Source organism: Streptomyces sp. SDr-06 (genome assembly GCF_003324565.1).
Lineage (GTDB): Bacteria > Actinomycetota > Actinomycetes > Streptomycetales > Streptomycetaceae > Streptomyces.
The window spans coordinates 21,769-43,517 of the sequence record NZ_QOLA01000036.1 but is presented as its reverse complement, the minus strand read 5'-3'; the positions used below and the strand labels follow the sequence as shown (position 1 = coordinate 43,517).

Below are 21,749 nucleotides of genomic sequence, written 5' to 3'. Positions count from 1 at the left end.
CCGTGCCCGGCCTCTACGCCTGCGGCGAGGCCGCCTGCACCGGCGTCCACGGCGCCAACCGCCTCGCCTCCAACTCCCTCCTCGAAGGCCTGGTCTTCGCGGAGAACATCGCCGCTGACATCGCGGGCGGCGGCTCCGGTGCGGCTGAGCGTCTCACTCCCGCATCCTCAACTCCCGTACCGGACAAGGCCGTTGACGCCGAGCCGGACGGCGGGCCCGTGCCGCTGCTCGACCCGGGCGCCCGCATCCAGATCCAGCGGATCATGACCAACGGCGCCGGGGTGCTGCGCTCCGCCGAGAGCCTCGCCGGGGCGGCCGCCCGCCTGGAGGCGATCCGCGCCGACGAGCACAAGGCCGCCGTGCCGGGCGTCGAGGCGTGGGAGACCACCAACCTGCTGCTCGTCGCCCGCGTCCTGGTCGCCGCGGCCGCCGCCCGCGAGGAGACCCGCGGCTGCCACTGGCGCGAGGACCGGCCGGACCGCGACGACGCGGCCTGGCAGCGCCACCTCGTCGTCCGCGTCACCCCCGAGCGGTCGCTGGACATCCGTCCCACCGCAAGCGCCACCTTCCCCCCGACCGTCGCCGCCACCCCCCTGGAGCCGTAACCGTGAGCACGCCCGAGGAACTCCGTCCCCAGCCGGTGGACGTCCCCCTGATCCAGATCGGTGCGCCCGTCCAGGGCGGCGGCTGCGGCGACGACTGCGGCTGCGGCGGCGAGGAGGTGTACGAGTGCGGGCTCGACCCCGCGCTCGCCGCGCTGCTCGCCGAGTCCGGCCTGGACCCGGTCCAGGTCGAGGACATCGCCCACCTCGCCATCGAGGAGGACCTGGACGGCGGCGTCGACGTGACGTCGGCGGCCACCGTCCCCCAGGACGCCGTCGCCACCGGCGACTTCACCGCCCGCGAGGCCGGTACGGTCGCGGGCCTGCGGGTCGCCGAGGCGATCCTGTCGATCGTCTGCACCGAGGAGTTCGAGGTCGAGCGGCACGTCGCGGACGGCGACCGCGTGGAGGCCGGGCAGAAGCTCCTCAGCGTCACGACCCGCACCCGCGACCTGCTGACCGGCGAGCGCAGCGCGCTCAACCTGCTGTGCCGCCTGTCCGGCATCGCGACCGCCACCCGCGCCTGGGCCGACGCCCTGGAAGGCACCGGCGCCAAGGTCCGCGACACCCGCAAGACCACCCCGGGCCTGCGCGCCCTGGAGAAGTACGCGGTCCGCTGCGGCGGCGGCGTCAACCACCGCATGTCCCTGTCGGACGCGGCGCTGGTCAAGGACAACCACGTGGTCGCCGCGGGCGGCGTCGCCGAGGCCTTCAAGGCCGTGCGCGACCGCTTCCCGGACCTGCCCATCGAGGTCGAGGTCGACACCCTGGCCCAGGTCACCGAGGTGCTGGACGCCGGGGCCGACCTGATCCTGCTGGACAACTTCACCCCGGCCCAGACCGCCGAGGCGGTCGCCCTGGTCGCGGGCCGGGCGATGCTGGAGTCCTCGGGCCGACTGACCCTGGCCAACGCCGCCGAGTACGCCGCCACGGGCGTCGACTACCTGGCGGTGGGCGCCCTCACCCACTCCTCGCCGATCCTGGACATCGGCCTGGACCTGCGCGAGGCCGGGCGAGAGGGCGCGGCCTGATGCTGCTCACCATCGACGTCGGCAACACCCACACCGTCCTCGGCCTGTTCGACGGCGAGGAGGTCGTCGAGCACTGGCGGATCTCCACCGACGCCCGCCGCACCGCGGACGAGCTGGCCGTGCTGCTCAACGGCCTGATGGGCACCCACCCGATGCTCGGCGCGGAGCTCGGCGACGGCATCGAGGGCATCGCGATCTGCGCGACCGTCCCGTCCGTGCTGCACGAGCTGCGCGAGGTGACCCGCCGCTACTACGGCGACGTCCCCGCGATCCTGGTGGAGCCCGGCATCAAGACGGGCGTGCCGGTCCTGACCGACAACCCGAAGGAGGTCGGCGCCGACCGGATCGTCAACTCGATCGCCGCGGTCGAGCTCTACGGAGGCCCGGCGATCGTGGTCGACTTCGGCACCGGCACCACGTTCGACGCGGTCAGCGCGCGCGGCGAGTACGTGGGCGGCGTGATCGCCCCCGGCATCGAGATCTCCGTGGACGCGCTCGGCATCAGGGGCGCCCAGCTCCGCAAGATCGAGGTGGCCCGGCCCCGCTCGGTGATCGGCAAGAACACCGTCGAGGCCATGCAGGCGGGCATCGTGTACGGGTTCGCCGGGCAGGTCGACGGCGTCGTCAAGCGCATGAAGCGCGAGCTGGTCGGCCCCGACGGCGACCCGCACGACGTCACGGTCATCGCCACCGGCGGCCTCGCCCCGATGGTGCTCGGCGAGGCCGAGGAGATCGACGAGCACGAGCCGTGGCTGACCCTGATCGGCCTGCGTCTCGTGTACGAGCGCAACGTCTCGCGCTCCTGAGGAGGCGGCCGGGCGCCGGGGGCCCACCCCGACAACGCGCCCGGCATGCCCTCATTAACACGATTTTGTCCATTTAGGACGTATCGTCACCGCATGCCCACGCCATACGGATCCCGAGGCGGCATGGCGTTCGGTGCGGACGAGCTGCGTGTGCTCCGACGCGCCCTCGCCATCGCCCTGCACCCCACCGCCGCCCAGGACGAGGACATCCAGGACTGTCTGCGACTGGCCGACTCCGTGGACGAGGCCGTCCGCGAGGCGGGCCGGCTGCGCGCCTTCCTCCTCGCCGACCTCGCCCGTTACCGTGACGCCCTCCCCGGCTCCCTGCCCGGCTACACCGAGCTGCTCCAGGACGCCCTGGCGGCCGGCTACGACCCCGGGCCGGACGACCTGGCCGCCCTGCGCGCGCTGCGCTCGGACCCGGTCTGCGCGGCCCTCCTGGAGCGCTGCCGCCGGATCGCCGAGCGGTCGGTGCGAGCCCGCCTGGCGGGCCGCACGGTCACCGCTCCGGGGCAGCGCACCCGGCTCCTGACGCTGATCGGCGGGGGCGCGGGTGAGGCCGGGGGCAAGGACAAGGACAAGGCCGCCGAGAAGGACGAGGGGGCCGGTCCGGGCCGCCCGGGGCCCGTCCGGCCCGCACCCGAGCGCCCCGTACCGAAGCCCTCCGAGGTCTTCCCGCCACGCCGCCGCCCGGTGCCCCCGCCCGAGCAACGGCGGGCGGGCTAGCTACTCTGTCGGGTATGGACTACGTTTCCGCGCTTCTGCCCCCCGTGGTGATGGCCATCTTCTTCATCGCGCTCGTCGTGACGATCGTGAAGAGCCAGGGTGGTCCCAACAAGGGCAAGGAGGACGCGGCCGTGGACAGCGCGCTCGCCCGCGCCGAGGCCGCCCAGCAGAAACACCCCGCCTCCTGACCGCACGGTCCGGACGGCACACTCGCAGCGGGGGCGCACGGGGCATTTCCCCACGTGCGCCCTTTTTGCTGCGCGCTAACTGCAAATAACCAGCCATTCGCGACATCTCCCACTATGGTGCAGATGTGCCCCGTCAATTGGGAGAGCTGGAAGACGCCGTCATGACCCGGGTCTGGCAGTGGAACCGTCCGGTGACCGTCCGGGAAGTCCTCGAAGACCTTCAGCAGGAACGGTCCATCGCATACACCACGGTCATGACCGTAATGGACAATCTCCATCAGAAGGGCTGGGTCCGCCGGGAAGTCGACGGCCGGGCCTATCGATATACGGCGGTCTCCACGCGGGCCGCGTACGCCGCCGCCCTGATGAACGAAGCCTGGTCCCGGAGCGACAACCGGGCCGCCGCTCTCGTCGCCTTCTTCGGCATGATGTCCCCCGAGGAGCGCGAAGCGCTGCGCGATGCCGTGCGCATGGTGCAGGAGCCGGAACCCGAACGGGAGCGGGAAGCCGAACAGGGATCCGAAGAGTCGCCAGAGGCCGATGCGCCCGGGGACGGGACGGGGCGATAGCGTCCAGGCATGTCTTATCCCGCCGCAAATGCGGTCACCGTCCGCCGGGCCAGGACCGGCGATGTACCGTCCGTGCGAAGCCTTCTCGACGCGTACGTCGGTGATGGGATCCTGCTCGACAAAGCGACGGTCACCCTTTACGAGTCCATCCAGGAGTTCTGGGTCGCGGAACGTGACTCCGACGCCCGGGTGGTCGGCTGCGGGGCGCTGCACGTCATGTGGGAAGACCTCGCCGAAGTGCGCACTCTCGCCGTGGACCCCGAGTTCCACGGCAGCGGCATCGGACATCTGGTGCTCGGCAAGCTGCTCCAGACCGCCCGCTGGCTCGGAGTGCGCCGGGTTTTCTGCCTCACCTTCGAAGTCGCCTTCTTCGCGAAGCACGGGTTCACGGAGATCGGCGAGACTCCGGTCGATACGGTCGACACAGATGTCTACAGCGAGCTGCTGCGCTCCTATGACGAGGGCGTCGCGGAGTTCCTCGGTCTCGAACGAGTGAAGCCGAACACCTTGGGCAACACCCGGATGCTTCTGCACCTGTGATCGGGGAACCGGCAGGAAGCTGTCGGAACCCTATGTCCGAATCGCGTACGTTTCCCGCGGAGCAAGGATCCTGAACCTCTCCAGGGGGTTTGTGTTTTCCAGTCAAAAGCGGTTTCCTTTCCGCGTACTGCATTTTCGATGAAAGGAAATCCGGTGGCACAGAAGGTTCAGGTCCTTCTTGTCGATGACCTCGACGGTGGCGAGGCTGACGAGACCGTGACGTTCGCTCTTGACGGGAAGAGCTTCGAGATCGACCTCACCACCGCCAACGCGGACAAGCTCCGCGGTCTCCTGGAGCCGTACGTGAAGAGCGGCCGGCGCACCGGTGGCCGCGCGGCGGGCGGTCGGGGCAAGGCCCGCGGCGCCCTGCTCGGCACCGGCAACCAGAACACGGCCGAGATCCGCAAGTGGGCCAAGGAGCAGGGTTACAACGTGAACGACCGCGGACGCGTCCCGGCCGAAATCCGTGAGGCCTACGAGAAGCAGAACGGCTGAGTTCCCGCGTTCCCCGCACCACCTGGGGATTTCGCGTGAAACAACCGGGCCCGGTGGCATTCCGTCGCCGCCGCGGCCACCAGCCTCACGAGGCTGAGGCCCGCGGCGCGACCGCCCGGCAGGCCCTCGGGCCCCCCGGAAGGCCCCTTTCCGCCGGCACCACCGCACTGGGTGAGACCGGTGAACGAGGGCAGCCGCGCTTCCACCTCGCACCCGGGCTCGGGGGGTCGCAGCCACACGGCGGCCCCCCGCGAGCCGGCCCACCCCGGCGGGACGGGAGCGGTGATCCGGCCTCCGGCGCCGACGGCCGTCAGATCGAGGCCGACGCCGCCCCACTCCAGCCAGTCGAGCAGCCCGGGCAACTCGTCCGCGCTTCCGGCCGCGACGAGCAGCCGCATCCGGCGCCCCGCGAGGGCGACCGGGCCGGTGTGCTCGTACCGCTTCAGAAGGGCGAACCCGGCGGCCGCCGGGAGCTCCAGGACGTCGAAGCGCAGCCCGGTGAGCAACTGGACCGGGGGGCCCGCCGAAACGGCCCAGCCGAGCTCGCGCTCGTACCACTGCGCGAGCGAGTCATCCAGGGGGACGCGGGGTGCCGGCACGGTGAAGGCCATGTCCGGAGCAACTGGAGAAACGGCCCGGAGTTACGCAGGGTTTCCGGACGACTGCGCTCCGTCGCGGGAGGCGGGGCGCGCAGGGGTGTGAGCGGGGGCAAGGGTGTTCGCCCGTAGCTTACGGAACCGGGGTCTTCCGCATGGAGTGTCAGTCCCGACGGGTAAGACATTCCTAGTGGGGAGGGGCGACACGCTCGTCAGGCGGTCTCACGTTCGCCATCGGCGTAGTGGAGACAGGGGTATCTGTCTGGCCTGCGGGAACATCGTCTCGCACCATCGGGTTGGAGCAGTTGTCGGCTGTTCGGGCCGGGAGGCAATGAACGGGTGTCGGCAGTTGGAATGAGCTGTCCCGCCCTGCGGGACTAGCATGCGGAAGGACAGGGAGGGGACCGCCCCCTAACTGCCCGACCGCTCTGAGGAGCGATTAACGATGTTCGAGAGGTTCACCGACCGCGCGCGGCGGGTTGTCGTCCTGGCTCAGGAAGAAGCCCGGATGCTCAACCACAACTACATCGGCACCGAGCACATCCTCCTGGGCCTGATCCACGAGGGTGAGGGTGTCGCCGCTAAGGCCCTGGAGAGCCTCGGGATTTCGCTCGAGGCGGTCCGCCAGCAGGTGGAGGAGATCATCGGCCAGGGCCAGCAGGCCCCGTCCGGACACATCCCCTTCACGCCCCGTGCCAAGAAGGTCCTGGAGCTTTCGCTCCGCGAGGCCCTCCAGCTCGGCCACAACTACATCGGCACCGAGCACATCCTGCTCGGCCTGATCCGCGAGGGCGAGGGCGTCGCCGCCCAGGTCCTCGTGAAGCTGGGCGCCGATCTCAACCGGGTGCGGCAGCAGGTCATCCAGCTGCTCTCCGGCTACCAGGGCAAGGAAGCCGCCACCGCCGGCGGCCCTGCGGAGGGCACCCCCTCCACGTCCCTGGTGCTCGACCAGTTCGGCCGCAACCTGACGCAGGCCGCTCGTGAGTCCAAGCTCGACCCGGTCATCGGGCGCGAGAAGGAGATCGAGCGCGTCATGCAGGTCCTGTCGCGCCGTACCAAGAACAACCCGGTCCTCATCGGCGAGCCCGGCGTCGGCAAGACCGCCGTCGTCGAGGGCCTCGCCCAGGCGATCGTCAAGGGCGAGGTGCCCGAGACGCTCAAGGACAAGCACCTGTACACGCTGGACCTCGGCGCCCTGGTCGCCGGTTCCCGCTACCGCGGTGACTTCGAGGAGCGCCTGAAGAAGGTCCTCAAGGAGATCCGCACCCGCGGCGACATCATCCTGTTCATCGACGAGCTCCACACCCTGGTGGGTGCGGGTGCCGCCGAGGGCGCGATCGACGCGGCGAGCATCCTCAAGCCGATGCTGGCCCGTGGTGAGCTCCAGACCATCGGTGCCACCACGCTCGACGAGTACCGCAAGCACCTGGAGAAGGACGCCGCTCTCGAGCGCCGCTTCCAGCCCATCCAGGTCGCCGAGCCGTCGCTGCCGCACACCATCGAGATCCTCAAGGGTCTGCGCGACCGCTACGAGGCCCACCACCGCGTCTCGATCACGGACGAGGCCCTCGTCCAGGCCGCGACGCTGGCCGACCGGTACATCTCGGACCGCTTCCTGCCGGACAAGGCGATCGACCTGATCGACGAGGCCGGTTCCCGGATGCGCATCCGCCGGATGACCGCGCCGCCGGACCTCCGCGAGTTCGACGAGAAGATCGCGGGCGTGCGCCGCGACAAGGAGTCGGCCATCGACTCCCAGGACTTCGAGAAGGCGGCCTCTCTCCGCGACAAGGAGAAGCAGCTGCTCGCCGCGAAGGCCAAGCGCGAGAAGGAGTGGAAGGCCGGCGACATGGACGTCGTCGCCGAGGTCGACGGCGAGCTGATCGCCGAGGTCCTCGCCACGGCCACGGGCATCCCGGTCTTCAAGCTCACCGAGGAGGAGTCCTCGCGGCTGCTCCGCATGGAGGACGAGCTCCACAAGCGCGTCATCGGCCAGAAGGACGCCATCAAGGCGCTCTCGCAGGCCATCCGTCGTACGCGTGCCGGTCTGAAGGACCCGAAGCGCCCCGGTGGTTCGTTCATCTTCGCCGGCCCGTCCGGTGTGGGTAAGACCGAGCTGTCGAAGACGCTGGCGGAATTCCTCTTCGGTGACGAGGACGCGCTGATCTCCCTCGACATGTCGGAGTTCAGCGAGAAGCACACGGTTTCCCGCCTCTTCGGTTCGCCCCCCGGTTACGTGGGTTACGAAGAGGGCGGCCAGCTCACCGAGAAGGTGCGCCGCAAGCCGTTCTCCGTCGTCCTCTTCGACGAGGTCGAGAAGGCCCACCCCGATATCTTCAATTCCCTGCTCCAGATTCTGGAAGACGGTCGTCTGACCGACTCCCAGGGCCGGGTCGTGGACTTCAAGAACACGGTCATCATCATGACGACCAACCTCGGGACCCGGGACATCTCCAAGGGCTTCAACCTGGGCTTCGCCGCCCAGGGTGACGTCAAGACCGGCTACGAGCGCATGAAGGCCAAGGTCAACGAGGAGCTGAAGCAGCACTTCCGCCCCGAGTTCCTCAACCGTGTCGACGACACGGTGGTCTTCCACCAGCTCACCGAGGAAGACATCATCGAGATCGTCGACCTCATGATCGCCAAGGTGGACGAGCGCCTCAAGGACCGCGACATGGGCATCGAGCTCAATGCCGAGGCCAAGTCGCTGCTCGCCAAGAAGGGCTACGACCCGATCATGGGCGCCCGGCCGCTGCGCCGGACGATCCAGCGGGAGATCGAGGACATCCTCTCCGAGAAGATCCTCTTCGGTGAGCTGCGCCCCGGTCACATCGTGGTCATCGGCACCGAGGGTGAGGGTGAGGACAAGAAGTTCACCTTCCGCGGCGAGGAGAAGTCGGCCCTGCCCGACGTCCCGCCGATCGAGGACGCGGCCGCCGGCGGCGCGGGTCCGAACCTGAGCAAGGAGGCGTAGTCCTCTTCGGAGGCCTTGCCCGAAGGGGCTGCCCCGGCTCGTACACACCGTACGGGCCGGGGCAGCCCCTTTTTTGGGGCAGGGAAACCACCGGTGGACCGCAGCAACTCCTGGCCTTCTCAGGGGAGTTCGGGCGGTGGCGGGCCGCCGTTGACGGTGACCGTGAGGCCGGGGCGGCGCAGCAGGGCGGCCGGGTTCCACGAACCCGCCTGGACGGTGCCCACGGCTAGGTCCACCGTCGTCAGCGCGGGGAACACCGCGAGGACCGCCCCGAGGTCGCCGTCGGAGTTGGCGAGCCACAGGTCGAGGTGGCGGACGGTGGGCAGCGGCGCCACCCCGGCGAGCGCGGCCACCGAGCTGAGCGCCACGCCGAGCCGGCTGATCCGGGGCCTCCCGCGCACGTACGCGAGGAGCCGGCGGGTGGTGGCCGATGAGGAGGGGGCGAGCTCCAGGTAGGTGAGGGCGGGCCAGCGGCTCAGGGCGTCGAAGCCGACGACCTGGTCGGCGTCCAGATGCAGGGTGGTGACGCCCTTCAGGACGGGCAGCTGGGCCAGGTGGAGGTCGGTGCTGCTGCCGAACAGCAGGGTGCGCAGGGCCGGGATCTCGCCGAGCGGGCCGAGGTCGACCTCCTGCGCGGACAGGCCGAGCAGTCCGAGCGAGGTCAGCCGGGGCAGCCGGGCGAGCTGGCCGAGGTCGCGCAGGGCCGGGCCGCGCAGCACCTCCAGCTCTTCGAGGTGCTCCGCGCTGTCCCGCAGGAAGGCGAGGTCGGTGAGGCGCTCGGTGCCGTTGAGGCGCAGCGCCGCCACCGTCCGCCCGCGCAGCGCGCTGTGCAGCTCGTCGGCGGTCAGGTCGGGCGGCACGGTGATCCACAGCCGGCGGGCGTCGGGGACGTGCGGGAGCTGGGCGAGCTGCCAGCGGGTCTCCACGTGCAGCTCGGTCTCGCGCAGATCGAGGTGGGCGAGCACTTCACGGGCGTACCGCTCGGCCGGGTAGCGCGACCACTCGGCGGTGAACAGGTCGACCGCGTCCGGGTGGGCGGCGGACCAGGCGCGGGCGTGGTCGACGGACTCCGCGTTGCCCACCCGGTTGATGAGCCCCACGACGTTGGCGAGCGCCTCGGGTGGCGTCTCGCGCGGAGACGGCAGATGGTTCAGGACGGACGGGCCGAGGCGGGCGAGGAGCGTGATCGTCTCCAGGTCGCGGGGCGGGAGCAGCGCCTTGATGTGCTCGCGGACCCGGCGGGCGGTCGTCTCGTCGAGGTACGCGGCGTGCTGGGCGCAGCGCGCCGCGAGGACGTGGATCTTCGCCTTGTCCTGGTGGCCGGACTGCCGGGAACCCGCGTCGAGGAGGCCGTTGACCAGGACGGGCCGGTCGCGGCGGCCGCAGTGCCCGGCGGCGAGCAGGATGACGTCCTGCCACTGCTGCTCCTCCGAAGCGTGCCGCAGCAGCTCGCCGAGGTGGCCGTCCTCCACGAACTCCTTGGCGGCGAGGAAGTCCTGGAAGGTGCGGTGGGTGAACTGGAAGACGTCGTCGGCGCGTTCCTGGAGCAGTCCGCTGCGGTTGAGCAGATGGCGCAGGACGTCCTCCGGGGTGCCCTGGCCGCGTACGTTCTCCATGCCCGACAGGGCCCGCTTGAGCTGGCGCAGCGCCTGGTCGCGGGAGAACTCCGACTGGCCCTCGCGCACCAGCCACACCGCGATCCGCTGGAGCAGTTCGGTGCACTCCTCTGCGCTGATCTCGATGCCCTCGGGCGCCTCGACCTTGCGCTGCTGGTCCCGGTTGCCGAGCAGCATCCGTAACGCCGCCTCGTACAGCTTCCAGCGGGTGTCCGGCAGGAAGCCCTGGCGCAGCCGGTGCAGGGCGCAGATGACGGCGCAGAGCAGGGGGGTGCGGGCGAGGTCGCGCAGGGCGCTGTTCTGCTTGAACTGCTCGGACAGGTCGCGCTCCAGCTCGTCCAGGTCCTCGTGCGGGCCGCTGTCGAGCCGGGCCGCGCGGTGCCAGGCGGCGATGAACGCGGTGATGTCCTCGTCGTTCATCGGGAGCAGCCTGAGCTCCTCGAAGCCCGCGTACTTCAGCCAGTCCGGCTCGACCGCCATCGGCCGCACCGTCACCACGCAGCGGGTGCGCGGATAGCGGTCCAGGAGGGCGGCGAGCCAGCGGTTGGCCTCCTCGCGGTCCTCCTGCGGCACCTCGTCGAGGCCGTCCACCAGGAGGAGCGCCTGCCCGGTCTTCAGGACGCGCCCGGCCCAGCCGTCCGGCGCCGCGTCCACCACGAGCCGTGCCGCGGTGGGAAGTTGGGCGGGCAGCGGGAAGGTGGCGCCCTGGGCGCGCAGGCTGCGCAGCGGCACCACGAACGGGACGAGCGCGTTGAGGTCCGCGAGGCCCGGGCCGAGGCGGCCGGCGGCCGCGTGCGCCGCGAGCCACCACACCAGGGTGGTCTTGCCGGCGCCCGCCTCACCCCTAATCAGGACCCGGGGCCGGGAGGCGAGCAGGGCGTCGATGCGCTGCGGAGCGCTGTCCATCAGGGCGCGGGCGGCCTGCGGGGGCTCGGTGGCCTTGGGTCTCGCCTCCAGGCTCAGATAGGCGGTGTCCAGGTCCCATTCGGAGTCCCGCTTGTTCAGCTCGTCCAGGCCGAAGATCTTCGTCTTGCGGTAGGACGCGCCGATCGCCTCGGCGTAGTCGTGCTCGTAGCGCTGGTCCTCCGGGGGTACGCCGGTGACGAGTTCGAGGCTGGTCACGGCGGCCAGGGTGGCGAACGCGGCACGGAATCCCTCCGAGGCGAAGACCGAGCGCAGCGGCACACACACCACCCTGCGGTGGCCGCGCCCGCGCGGGATCTCCTTGACCAGGCCGAGCAGGGTCGCCGCGGCGAAGAGCGGCGCGCCGGAGAGGCCCGCGAGCGGCGAGCTGCCGTCGGCGCGTTCGGTGGCCGGGGGACGGTGCAGTTCGCAGACCAGGTCGTCGCGCAGGCTGCCCGCGACCGGCAGGACGGTGCCGATGAACTGGTCGTAGTCGAGGTGGTGGTCGGCGCCGTAGCGCTGGATGTCGGGGAAGCCGATGATCTCGCAGCCGGGCAGCGACTGCGCGGTGTCGACCGTGCCGAGCCGCAGCAGTCCGGGCAGCAGCTCCTCGTCGCTGTAGATCAGCGCTGCGTCCAACTCGCCGTCCTGCCAGAGGACTTGGCCGGTCACCTCGCCGATGGAAGGGTGGGCGAGCCGGACCGGCGGGGCGCCCACCAGGTTGTGCGCACAGGTCAGCACCAGCCAGGGGGACACGATGACCCCGCTGCCCTGGCGCCCGTCGGAGAGCACGGCCACGACCCGGTCGGCGGTCGTGGGCAGCGAGGTGCTCATCGTCGTCCGGTCCCGAACTGCCCGCCGGGCCGGTCGTTGCCGACTCTCCAGGCGGCGCCGTCGACCGCGGCGTGCGGCTTCAGGGTGAAGGACACCTTGTGCGTGCGCCCCGTGGCGCGCCCGGCGTCGGCGCCCGCGTCCACCACCCACGCCCGGACCTTGAGGCCGCCCTTGACCTCCTTGCGGAGTTCGAGCGTGAACTCCATCTGGATGTCACCGAGTTCGAAGACCAGCGGCTGTCCGGTGGCCCGGGTGGCGGCCGCGGTGAGCTGATCGCGTACGGACTCGATGGCGTCGGCCAGTTCGATCCCGTCGAATGCGTGCGTGTCGTCGGTCATGGTGGGCCCCCTCGCCTAGGCCCCAATTCTTGCTCTGCGTAAGGCAGTTGGGACAGGGTCGGGAAGGCGTCGGGAGCGGCGGACGGCGAAGCCGCCGGTACGGATCGACGAGCGGGTCGGGCTGCCTGGGAATATTAGGTTGCTGCCTAATGCCCCTAGCATTAGCGTCCTGGACCATGAAGGCAGTGACCGAGCGGGAGATCCGCGCATCGTTCATCAATTGCTCCAAGGGCGAGGCCGCGCGCCTGGCCGTGCCGCGCGAGCTGGACTCGCTTCCCTGGGACGACCTGGACTTCCTGGGCTGGCGCGAGCCGTCCGCGCCGGACCGGGCCAACCTCGTCACCGAGCACGGCGGGCGCCTCACGGCCGTCGCGCTGCGCTTCGCCTCCCGGCAGCGGGGCCCGCTCCAGCGCAGCATGTGCTCGGTGTGCCTGACGACGCACGCGGGCAGCGGGGTCTCCCTCATGACGGCGCGCCTCGCCGGCAGGGCGGGCCGCGAGGGCAACTCGGTGGGCATCTATCTGTGCACGGACCTCGCGTGCTCGCTCTACCTGCGCGGCAAAAAGGTGCCCGAGGGGATCGGTGGACGGTTCGAGGAGTCGCTCACGCCGGCGGAGCAGGTGGAGCGGGCCCGGGGGAACCTGGCCGGATTCCTGGCCAAGGTCGGCCTGCCGGAATGACCCGGGCGCCGCGACGCGTCCACTCCGCGATGGTTGCGGGCCCTTGGCCCCGAAAGGGAAGGGCCTTGGGCCCGGTCGCGGTGACAAGGCGCACAGGGGGTCACGCCCCTACTAGGCGGCTTAGGGGCCGTTGACGGGGGATCTGCGCTATTCCCGGGTTGATCCTTACGGCTTTCGATAGTAGATGGGCGTTTTGGGCGGAGATGGGGGCTCGGGTTACCAAGGTGAGGCCGACCCGGTGCGCCCTTGTGCGCGCCGGGTCCTCGCATGCCGCCGGACTCGCTCGGCGGCCGCCCCTGTCGCCGTACGGAGAGAGTCCCCGCATGCCCCAGCGCACCCCGTCCACGCCCTCCCGCCCGTCCGCGTTCCGGCTGCGCGCCGTGTCCGTCGCCGCGCTCGCCGCCGCCCTGGGCAGCGGGACGCTGCTGGGTGCGGGTGCCGCGGCCGCCGACGAGGTGGGCTCCGTGCCGCTCGCCACCGCGGCCACCACGACGACCGCTGTCGCCGACCAGGCCAAGGCGCAGACCAAGGCCGCCGCCGCGGTGCGCAAGGCCGCGGCCGCCAAGGCCGCCTCCTGGGTGGACCCGGTCGAGCACTACACGCTGAGCGCGAGCTTCGGCCTGGGCGGTTCGATGTGGTCGAGCAAGCACTCCGGGCAGGACTTCGCGGTGCCCAGCGGCACGCCCGTGGCGGCCGTGCACGGCGGAACCGTCGTGAAGGCGGGTCCGGTCGGCGCCGGTGACGGCCCGGCGTACGGCAACGCGATCGTGATCCGGCACGCGGACAACACGTACTCGCAGTACGCCCACCTCTCGCAGATCGGCGTACGCGTCGGCCAGAGCGTGGGCACCGGCGACCGGATCGCGCTGTCCGGCAACACCGGCAACTCCAGCGGCCCGCACCTGCACTTCGAGATCCGTACGACGCCGCACTACGGCTCGGCCGTCGACCCGGTCGCGTTCCTGCGGACGGTGGGCGTCACCGTCTGAGCGCGGCGCGCGTGACGGTCTACCGGCCGCGCGTGTTGTGGTGGGCCTGGACGACCAGGTCGCCCGCGACTTCGAGGATGCTGGTGCGCTTCTCCTCGGGGTCGCCCTCCATGTCCTTGAGGACGAACATCCCGGCGTGCATCGAGAACAGCGCCGTGAAGCAGCGGATGCGGTCGGCCATCGCGGAGTCCGGGTCCTTCAGCAGGTCGACCATCGCGTGCATCCGCTCCTTGAACATCTCGCCGATGCTCAGCTCGCGCATGGTCGCCTGGTTCTCCTGCATGAACCGGAAGAGCGGCTCGGCGCCGACGAGGGCCTCGCTGTAGCGGCGCAGGATCTCCAGCTTGACGTCGAGCGTCTTCGGCTGGGTCCGGCCCCACTCGATCACCTCGTCCATGGGCCTGGTGAGGTCCTGGAAGAGGCTGATGAGGATGTCTTCCTTGGTCTTGAAGTGGTAGTAGAGCGCGGCCTTCGTCACCTCCAGCCGCTCGGCGATCTCCCGCAGCGAGGTCTTCTCGTACCCCTGCTCACCGAAGAGCTCCAGGGCCACGTCCTGGATCCGCTGGCGGGTGTTTCCTCTGGCCATGCCGCTCTCCCGAATACGTACGGCCGCCGTCCCCCGGCGGCCGTGCCGTTTGCCATCAACTTACTTGACGCCCGGCAAGTTGGGGTCTACCTTCCCCAGTGTAGTGGTAACTAGCCGGGCGACAAGTAAGTACCTCGCCCGGTGGACAGCAGGCTCAGGGAGTTGGGGACGATGGCGACGGGGATACCGGACGAGGCGGCCGTGGAGGCGGGGGTGAGCGACGGCCCTCAGCCCCGCAGTGTGCGGGTCGTGCTGCTCGCGCTCATGATCGCGATGCTGCTGGCGATGCTGGACAACATGATCGTGAACACGGCGATGCCGACGATCGTGGGCGAGCTCGGCGGCCTTGAGCACCTGTCGTGGGTGGTCACCGCCTACACCTTGGCCACCGCGGCCTCCACGCCGATCTGGGGCAAGCTCGGCGACATGTACGGGCGCAAGGGCGCCTTCCTCACCTCCATCGCGATCTTCCTGCTCGGCTCCGCGCTCAGCGGCATGGCGCAGGACATGAGCCAGCTCATCGGGTTCCGCGCGATCCAGGGCCTCGGCGCGGGCGGCCTGATGGTCGGCGTCATGGCGATCATCGGCGACCTGATCCCGCCCCGGGACCGCGGCAAGTACCAGGGCATGATGGCCGGCGTCATGGCGCTCGCGATGATCGGCGGCCCGCTGGTCGGCGGCGCCATCACCGACCACCTCGGCTGGCGCTGGACGTTCTACATCAACCTCCCGCTCGGCGCGGTCGCGCTCGCGATGGTCACCGCCGTGCTGCACCTGCCCAAGAAGCGGGCCCGCGGCCGGATCGACTACCTCGGCACGATCCTGCTGACCGTCGGCATCACCTCGATCGTCCTGGTCACCACGTGGGGCGGCTCGCAGTACGCCTGGGGCTCCGCGATCATCATGGAGCTCATCGCCCTCGGCGTCGCCTCGATCGTCGGCTTCCTCTTCGTCGAGACGAAGGCCGCCGAGCCGATCGTGCCGCTGCACATCTTCCGCAACCGCAACTTCTCGCTCATGTCCGGGATCGGCTTCCTCACCGGCTTCGTGATGTTCGGCGCGATGCTCTTCCTGCCGCTGTACCAGCAGTCCGTGCAGGGTGCCTCCGCCACCAACTCCGGCCTGCTGCTGCTGCCGATGCTGCTCTCGATGATGGTCGTCTCGCTGATCGCGGGCCGGGTCACCACCAACAGCGGAAAGTACAAGATCTTCCCGATCCTGGGCGGCGCGCTCGTCGTGGTGGGCCTGTTCCTGCTCTCCACGATGGACACCACCACGACCCGGCTCATGTCCGGCGTCTACATGGCGGTGCTCGGTGCGGGCATGGGCTTCCTGATGCAGATCACGATGCTGGTCGCGCAGAACAGCGTCGAGATGAAGGACATGGGCGTCGCCTCGTCCTCCACGACCCTCTTCCGTACGCTCGGCTCGTCCTTCGGCGTCTCGATCATGGGCGCGATCTTCACGAACCGGGTCGGCGACGAGATGACGCGCCGGCTCGGCGCGGCGGCCTCCTCGGGTGCGGGCAAGCTGGCCAACGCGCAGCTGGACCAGGCGAGCCTGGCGAAGCTTCCGGCCCCGGTACGTGAGGCGTACCAGTACGCCGTGTCCTCCGGTACGCACGGGACGTTCCTGGTCGGTTCGATCATCGCGGTGGCCATGTTCGTGGCGGCCCTGTTCGTCAAGGAAGTCCCCCTGCGGGGCTCGGCCCCCGCCCCCACCCCGGACGAGCCCGCGGCGGCGGAGCCGGTGTCCGAGCGGGTCGCGTAGGCCGGACCCGGGGTCCCCTCCCGGGGGTGGTGGGGGTGACCCGGGGGGGGGCATGTGCGCCCCCGGACCCCTTGGGGGCTGCGCCCCCCCGGCCCCCCGGGGGGTTTGCCCACCCGCTCACCCGTGCGGGGGTTGGAGGGTTCGGCTCCTGGGGGCTGCGCCCCAGACCCCCGCGGGTTTGCCCACCCGCCCCCCGTACAGGGGGGTGAAGGGTTCGGCCCCTGGGGGCTGCGCCCCAGACCCCCGCGGGTTTGCCCACCCGCCCACCCGTACAGGGCGTTGAAGGGTTCGGCTCCTAGGGGCTGCGCCCCAGACCCCTGCGGGGAGTTGGTCCCCTGTACCCCAGTCGGTGGGTTGCGGGCCCCGATGCGTTGGCCTAGCTGCCTGTGAGGGGCTTTGGCTTGTGGGGCTGTGGTCCGGCTCCCCTGTGGGGCGCTTGCCCGCCTGCGACGGGGGTTGAATGGTTCGGCTCCTGGGGGCTGCGCCCCAGGCCCCAGCTGGGACTTCGTCCCCCCGCAGTCCTTTCGGGCTTCGCCCCATGCTGGCTGCCGCCCGTGGCGGGAGTGTCGGCCGATCGGGTTCAGCCGCACGGGCTCTCGCCTCGCGGAGGCCGGGGTGCACGCTGTCGGCGGGGTCCAGGGGCCGCAGGCCCCGGGGGGTTTGGGGCGGAGCCCCGAAGGGTTCCTCCATTCTGGGTTACGGGTGGGCGGGTGGGCAGGGCGCCCGGGGTCTGGGGCGGAGCCCCAGGGGCCGGCACCAAGCCGCCAGGGTCATGACGTGGCCTGTACGCGGCGCCCCGGGGCCAGGGGGCGGTACCCGCCAGGGTTAGGGCGTGGACTGGACGCGGCGGCGGTGGCTGGGGGCTTCCGCTGTTACTGACAGGGCCAGCAGCAGCGCCGGGGCCGCCAGCATCGCTGGGACCGGGGCGCGGCCCGCCGCAGGGACCAGGGCGGCGATGAGCAGCGCCGTGGCCAGGCGGAGGCGTACCACCGGGTCGCGTACACCGGTGAAAGCCGCTCGTACCGCCGCCGTGGACAGCAGGAACAGCGCCACCCCGCCCAGGATGCACAGGGCCAGCGCGGTGGTCAGATGGCGGCCCGAGCCGAGGACCGCCGTGCCCACCGCGCCTCCCGTCACGGCGAGCCCGAGCTGCACCGGCAGGTGGCCGAGGACGTACGTGTGCAACAGGCGCGGGTCACTGGCGAGTTCGGCGTGCGCGCCGGGCCGGGTCCCGCTGGCGCTGAAGTAGGACCACCACAGGCAGGCGCACAGCGCGAACGCCGCCGCGCCCGTCACCATCGCGGACCCGGCGGTCCGCGCCTGGACCAGCCCGTTGGTGAACCCCAGCACCGACTCCCCGAGCACGATGATCGTGAACAGCCCGAAGCGTTCCCGCAGATGCTCGGTGTGGTGCGGGGCCCGCGCGATCCGGCGGCCGGAGAGCAGCGGGATGGCGAGGTCGACCGCCATCCCGCCCGCCCAGATCCCGTACCGTACGGGCCCCGCCGGGGCGAGCAGCGCGCCCGACCAGAAGAGGGCCGAGACGGTCGAGCCGATGGTGAAGGACCGGAGCAGGGGGACCAGGCGGCGGTCCCGGCGGGCCTCCAGGGCGTACAGGGCCGCGACGCCGAGCCGCGCCCCGAGGTACGACAGGGCGAAGCCGGTGTCCGCGCCGTCGGAGGTGCCCACGCTGCCCACGAAGACGGCGAGCCCGCACACCGCCACCAGACCGGCCATGGTGAGCAGCCGGTGCGAAGTGACGTCGCGGTCCGCCCGGTTGGCCCGGACCGCGTACAGCACCCACGTCCACCACAGCGGCACGAACAGCGCGGCCGCCGCCGCCACCGAGCCGAGCGTGGGGTGGGCGCTGATGCGGCGGGTGATCTGGCCGACGGCGGCGACGAACACGAGGTCGCAGAACAGCTCGAACCAGGTGGCCCGCCGCTCGGCCTCCGCGGGCGGGGCGTCGGCCCGCGGCAGGTCTCGTACGGGTTCGGGATCGGACGGCGATGTGTAAGGGCCCTCATGCATGGTCAACAGTGTTGCCACTGCTGGCCGTTGACGCCCCCTGTTCGCCCACCGGGCCCGCTACACCTGGCGGGCGTCCTTCGTCGGCGGCTGGACCGGGAAGCTGCCCGTGTTGGTCGGCGCGTGTTCGGGGAGCCAGAGCACGGCGATCGCGCCGCCCGTGCCCGCCGCGTTGGGCGCCCCCTCGGGAGCGGCGTTGCGGAAGGTGAGCCGGGCGCCGAGCACCTTGGCCTGGCCCGCGGCGATCGTCAGACCCAGCCCGTGCCCGTTGCCCGCCCGGTCGCTCGACCCGGTGCGGAACCGGCTCGGCCCCTCCCGCAGGAGCGCCTCGGGGAACCCGGACCCGTGGTCGCGGACCCGTACGACCCGGCCCTCGACGGTGACCTCCACCGGCCCCCCGCCGTGCTTGGCGGCGTTGCCGAGCAGATTGCCTAGGATGCGTTCCAGACGGCGCGGGTCGGTGGAGACCCACGACTCGTGGACGACCCGCACCTTCACCTCGGGGTCGAACGCGGCGACCCGCCGGCTCACGAACTCGCCGAGCGCGATGTCCTGCAGCTCGGCCCGCTCGGACGCGCTGTCGAGCCGGGCGACCTCCAGGACGTCCTCGACCAGCGTCCGCATGGCCTGCGCCCGGTTGCGCACCAGCTCGGTGGGGCGGCCCGGCGGCAGCAGTTCGGCGGCCGTGAGCAGCCCGGTGACCGGGGTGCGCAGCTCGTGCGCGATGTCCGCGGTGACCCGGCGCTCGGCCTCGATGCGCTCCTGGAGCGCGTCGGTCAGCGCGTCCACGGCACGGGCGAGCTCGTCGGTCTCGTCGCGTACGACACCGCCGATGGCGTCCCGCACCCGTACCTCCGTGTTGCCCTCGGCGACCTTGCCCGCCGCGTCGGCCGCCTTGCGGAGCCTGCGCGAGATCTGGCCGCCGATGAGGATGCCGAGCGCGCAGCCGCCGAAGACCACCGCGACCGAGCCGATGACCAGGGCGCGGTCGAGGTCGGCCATCACGTTGGAGCTGCGGTCGGTGAAGGTGGAGTGCAGCGACAGGACGTCGCCGTTCCCTACGGGCACGGCGGCCCAGATGTCGGGCGGGCCGCTGCCGCGCTCCTGCACCGAGGAGACCTTGCGGCCCTGGAGGGCCTTCTCCTTCAGGGTGGGCGGCAGCGCGGGGTCATTGAGCTTGGTGCCGAAGCGGACCCGCTTGTTGCTGGTCTCGTAGTAGTTCTGCGCGAAGTTGAGCCGCTCCATCTGCACTTCGCGGGCGTTGTCGAGCATCGAGACGCGGGCCGCGTTGTGCACGACGAGGCTCAGCGCCATCACGGTGAGCGCGCCCACCGCCGTGATGGCGATACTGATCTTCCACCGGACGCCGGTCCGCAGGGCGGGACGCCTCACTCCCTCACGCCTTCAACTTGTAGCCGAAGCCACGGACGGTCTCGATCCGGTCCTGCCCGATCTTGGTACGCAGGCGCTGGACGTGGACGTCCACGACCCGGGTGTCACCGCCCCAGCCGTAGTCCCAGACCCGCTCGAGGAGCTTGTCGCGGGAGAGCACGGTGCCGGGCGCCGAGGAGAACTCCAGCAGCAGCCGCATCTCGGTCGGGGTCAGCGCGACGGGCTCGCCGCCCTTGCGGACCTCCATGCCCTCGGTGTCGATCTCGATGTCGCCGAAGGCGAGGACCCCCCGCTCGGGCGCCTCCTCGGGCGTCTCGGGGGCGGCGCCGGGCCCGCCCGCGTGCCCGAAGCGGCGCAGCACGGCGCGGATCCGGGCGACCAGGACGGCGCCGTCGAAGGGCTTGGTGACGTAGTCGTCCGCGCCCGCCTCCAGGCCGAGGACGACGTCGATGGAGTCGGCGCGCGCGGACAGCATGATGACCGGCACCGTCGACTCGTCGCGGATCCGGCGGCACAGGCTGACCCCGTCGAGCCCCGGCAGCATCACGTCGAGCAGGGCGATGTCCGGCCGGTCGGCGCGGAACGCCTCCAGGCCGGAGAGCCCGTCGGGCATGGCGGTCACGGTGAAGCCGTCCCGCTCCAGGGCGAGCTGGGTGGCTTCACGGATGACGTCGTCGTCCTCGACGAACAGAACATGGGTTTCGGCCATCGCGCTGCTCTCTCAGTTCTCCGGCGGTCTCTTCCGGCGCCCGGGGTGGTGCGGTGGGTCCGGGCGCAGTACCAGTCTGCGGCATGCCCGCGCCGCCGGTTGCCGACCCGGGCCGCCGGATCAGGGGGTGGCGGGCGCGGGGGCGGCGGTCTCGTTGCCGCCGACCGTTTTGCTGTAGTCGTTCTCCACCTGGTCCTGCTGGGCGAACTTACCGCCCGCGCCACCCGACCACCGGTAGGTCGTCACGACCTCGCTGGACGCGAAGGCCGGCTTGTCGCCCGCCGCGTACATCTGCCGGGTCACCACCAGGTCGCCCCGGTCGATCTCGGCGTACACGGGTGTCTCCTCGGCGGTGAAGACGTTGTCGTACGAGGTGCCGGAGGACCGGTACACGTACGCGCCGAGGCCGACGGCGTCCGCGCAGTTCATGACGTTCACGATCACGTCCTGGCCGGTCGCGCCGGTCAGGTGCCCGTACGTCACGTCGATGGGGTACTCGTTCTTGGAGCAGGGCTTGAGCTGGGACTTGACCCGGGTACTGACCTTCGGGTCGTCCTTGAGCAGCTTCACCGCGTCGACCTTCGCGAAGGGAGCCGGGGAGGAGGCGCTGGGCGACGGGCTGGCGTGGGCGACCTTGTCGGAGCGCGGGGCCTCGCCCTCGTCGCGGGTGCCGGTGCCACCGGTGGAGCAGCCCGCCATGAGCAGCCCGAGGGCGGAGAGCCCGGCCAGTGCCGTGGTCCCCGCCGTCAACGCGCCCCTGCTGTGCCTGCTCAGGCCGCGCACCGCTCCCGCCCCTTTACCTCGCGTACGTTGCCGTGCTCCAGGGCCCGGAAGTCCAGCTCGCGGCTCTCGAGCTCCTGGCGGAGCCGGGCCAGCGCGCGGTGCAGCGTGCTCTTGACCGTGCCGGCGGACATGCCGAGGGCCGCGGCCGTCTCCTCGGTGCTCATCTGCTCCCAGTGTCGCAGCACGACGACGCTGCGCTGCTTGGGGGCGAGCACCTTCAGGACGTCCATCAGCAGGGCGCGGTCGGCGCGCTGCTCGGTGCCGTCCTCGACGCGGGCGTCGGGCAGCTGCTCGGTGGGAACCTCTTCGAGCTTGCGCGCCCGCCACCACTCGGTCCGGGTGTTGATCATGACCCGGCGCAGATAGGCGTCGGCGAGGGTCTTGTCGGCGATGCCGTCCCAGCGGCCGTAGGTGCGGGCCAGCGCGGTCTGCAGCAGGTCCTGCGCGTCGACCGGGTCCGGAACGAGTCGCCGGGCACTCCGAAGAAGCGCGTCCTGCCGGGTGCGTACGTACTCCTCGAACTCAAGCACCTCGCCCTGCGCCATACCCAACCGCCTCCGTCGTCCCCGTGAGCTGGTCCCGCTCGTCCTGCTG

At 71.2% G+C, this 21,749-nt stretch carries 21 protein-coding genes; 12 read left to right on the top strand and 9 right to left on the bottom strand.

What is annotated here, in order from left to right:
• From DT019_RS37000 to DT019_RS36970, 8 genes are all read left to right on the top strand, one after another.
• Positions 1-605 (top strand): FAD-binding protein (locus DT019_RS37000; RefSeq protein WP_114041389.1); only part of this gene is annotated, 605 nt, incomplete at its 5' end.
• A gap of 2 nt (positions 606-607) precedes the next feature.
• Positions 608-1,633 (top strand): carboxylating nicotinate-nucleotide diphosphorylase, encoded by a 1,026-nt coding sequence (nadC, locus tag DT019_RS36995; RefSeq protein ID WP_114041388.1) that lies wholly within the window; start codon positions 608-610, stop codon positions 1,631-1,633.
• Complete coding sequence (locus DT019_RS36990) at positions 1,633-2,439, top strand: type III pantothenate kinase (RefSeq protein WP_114041387.1); 807 nt, start codon at positions 1,633-1,635, stop codon at positions 2,437-2,439. The genes nadC and DT019_RS36990 overlap by 1 nt, the downstream gene beginning before the upstream one ends.
• A 123-nt stretch (positions 2,440-2,562) precedes the next feature.
• Positions 2,563-3,165, top strand: coding sequence for a hypothetical protein (locus tag DT019_RS36985; RefSeq protein WP_114041386.1), 603 nt, complete (start codon positions 2,563-2,565; stop codon positions 3,163-3,165).
• A gap of 14 nt (positions 3,166-3,179) precedes the next feature.
• The gene (locus DT019_RS40010; protein WP_189390283.1) at positions 3,180-3,353 is read left to right on the top strand and encodes a hypothetical protein; all 174 of its coding nucleotides are present in this window, start codon (positions 3,180-3,182) and stop codon (positions 3,351-3,353) included.
• A 125-nt stretch (positions 3,354-3,478) separates the two neighbouring features.
• Complete coding sequence (locus DT019_RS36980; RefSeq protein ID WP_114041385.1) at positions 3,479-3,922, top strand: BlaI/MecI/CopY family transcriptional regulator; 444 nt, start codon at positions 3,479-3,481, stop codon at positions 3,920-3,922.
• A 9-nt stretch (positions 3,923-3,931) separates the two neighbouring features.
• Positions 3,932-4,462, top strand: a complete 531-nt coding sequence (locus DT019_RS36975) for an amino-acid N-acetyltransferase (protein ID WP_114041384.1) — start codon at positions 3,932-3,934, stop codon at positions 4,460-4,462.
• 153 nt (positions 4,463-4,615) lie between these two features.
• The gene (locus DT019_RS36970; RefSeq protein WP_053729112.1) at positions 4,616-4,957 is read left to right on the top strand and encodes a histone-like nucleoid-structuring protein Lsr2; all 342 of its coding nucleotides are present in this window, start codon (positions 4,616-4,618) and stop codon (positions 4,955-4,957) included.
• On the opposite strand, the gene DT019_RS36965 is transcribed toward DT019_RS36970, so the two are convergent.
• Positions 4,936-5,568 (bottom strand): SCO3374 family protein, encoded by a 633-nt coding sequence (locus DT019_RS36965; RefSeq protein WP_114041383.1) that lies wholly within the window; start codon positions 5,566-5,568, stop codon positions 4,936-4,938. The genes DT019_RS36970 and DT019_RS36965 overlap by 22 nt on opposite strands.
• Positions 5,569-5,998: 430 nt before the next feature.
• On the opposite strand from DT019_RS36965, the gene DT019_RS36955 reads away from it, so the two are divergent.
• Positions 5,999-8,527 carry an ATP-dependent Clp protease ATP-binding subunit gene (locus DT019_RS36955; RefSeq protein WP_114041382.1) on the top strand — a complete coding sequence of 843 codons (2,529 nt, stop codon included), beginning with the start codon at positions 5,999-6,001 and terminating at the stop codon, positions 8,525-8,527.
• A 119-nt stretch (positions 8,528-8,646) separates the two neighbouring features.
• On the opposite strand, the gene DT019_RS36950 is transcribed toward DT019_RS36955, so the two are convergent.
• Positions 8,647-11,880: an NACHT domain-containing protein gene (locus tag DT019_RS36950; protein WP_114041381.1), complete on the bottom strand. Its 3,234-nt coding sequence runs from the start codon at positions 11,878-11,880 to the stop codon at positions 8,647-8,649.
• Positions 11,877-12,218 (bottom strand): trypco2 family protein, encoded by a 342-nt coding sequence (locus DT019_RS36945; protein ID WP_114041380.1) that lies wholly within the window; start codon positions 12,216-12,218, stop codon positions 11,877-11,879. The genes DT019_RS36950 and DT019_RS36945 overlap by 4 nt, the downstream gene beginning before the upstream one ends.
• 176 nt (positions 12,219-12,394) lie before the next feature.
• Here DT019_RS36945 and DT019_RS36940 point away from each other — a divergent pair, with 176 nt between their 5' ends.
• Positions 12,395-12,898 (top strand): FBP domain-containing protein, encoded by a 504-nt coding sequence (locus DT019_RS36940; RefSeq protein ID WP_114041379.1) that lies wholly within the window; start codon positions 12,395-12,397, stop codon positions 12,896-12,898.
• Between the two features lie 323 nt (positions 12,899-13,221).
• Positions 13,222-13,887 (top strand): M23 family metallopeptidase, encoded by a 666-nt coding sequence (locus tag DT019_RS36935; protein ID WP_114041378.1) that lies wholly within the window; start codon positions 13,222-13,224, stop codon positions 13,885-13,887.
• Positions 13,888-13,906: 19 nt separating this feature from the next.
• On the opposite strand, the gene DT019_RS36930 is transcribed toward DT019_RS36935, so the two are convergent.
• Positions 13,907-14,473 carry a TetR/AcrR family transcriptional regulator gene (locus DT019_RS36930; protein WP_114041377.1) on the bottom strand — a complete coding sequence of 189 codons (567 nt, stop codon included), beginning with the start codon at positions 14,471-14,473 and terminating at the stop codon, positions 13,907-13,909.
• Positions 14,474-14,644: 171 nt separating this feature from the next.
• Here DT019_RS36930 and DT019_RS36925 point away from each other — a divergent pair, with 171 nt between their 5' ends.
• Positions 14,645-16,243: an MDR family MFS transporter gene (locus tag DT019_RS36925; RefSeq protein ID WP_114041376.1), complete on the top strand. Its 1,599-nt coding sequence runs from the start codon at positions 14,645-14,647 to the stop codon at positions 16,241-16,243.
• An 825-nt stretch (positions 16,244-17,068) separates the two neighbouring features.
• On the opposite strand, the gene DT019_RS36920 is transcribed toward DT019_RS36925, so the two are convergent.
• The 5 genes from DT019_RS36920 to DT019_RS36900 all read right to left on the bottom strand — a co-directional run bounded on the left by DT019_RS36920 (position 17,069) and on the right by DT019_RS36900 (position 21,700).
• A complete protein-coding gene (locus DT019_RS36920; protein WP_114041375.1) occupies positions 17,069-18,274 on the bottom strand; it encodes a low temperature requirement protein A in 1,206 nt (401 codons plus the stop codon).
• A gap of 57 nt (positions 18,275-18,331) precedes the next feature.
• The gene (cseC, locus tag DT019_RS36915) at positions 18,332-19,663 is read right to left on the bottom strand and encodes a two-component system sensor histidine kinase CseC (protein WP_114041374.1); all 1,332 of its coding nucleotides are present in this window, start codon (positions 19,661-19,663) and stop codon (positions 18,332-18,334) included.
• A 4-nt stretch (positions 19,664-19,667) separates the two neighbouring features.
• Entirely contained in the window at positions 19,668-20,372 is a 705-nt protein-coding gene (cseB, locus tag DT019_RS36910; protein WP_114041373.1) for a two-component system response regulator CseB, read from the bottom strand.
• A gap of 120 nt (positions 20,373-20,492) precedes the next feature.
• On the bottom strand, positions 20,493-21,155 hold the full coding sequence (locus tag DT019_RS36905; RefSeq protein WP_114041372.1) for a hypothetical protein: 663 nt from the start codon (positions 21,153-21,155) through the stop codon (positions 20,493-20,495).
• Positions 21,143-21,700, bottom strand: coding sequence for a SigE family RNA polymerase sigma factor (locus DT019_RS36900; RefSeq protein WP_114041371.1), 558 nt, complete (start codon positions 21,698-21,700; stop codon positions 21,143-21,145). The genes DT019_RS36905 and DT019_RS36900 overlap by 13 nt, the downstream gene beginning before the upstream one ends.
• Between the last annotated feature and the right edge of the window lie 49 nt (positions 21,701-21,749).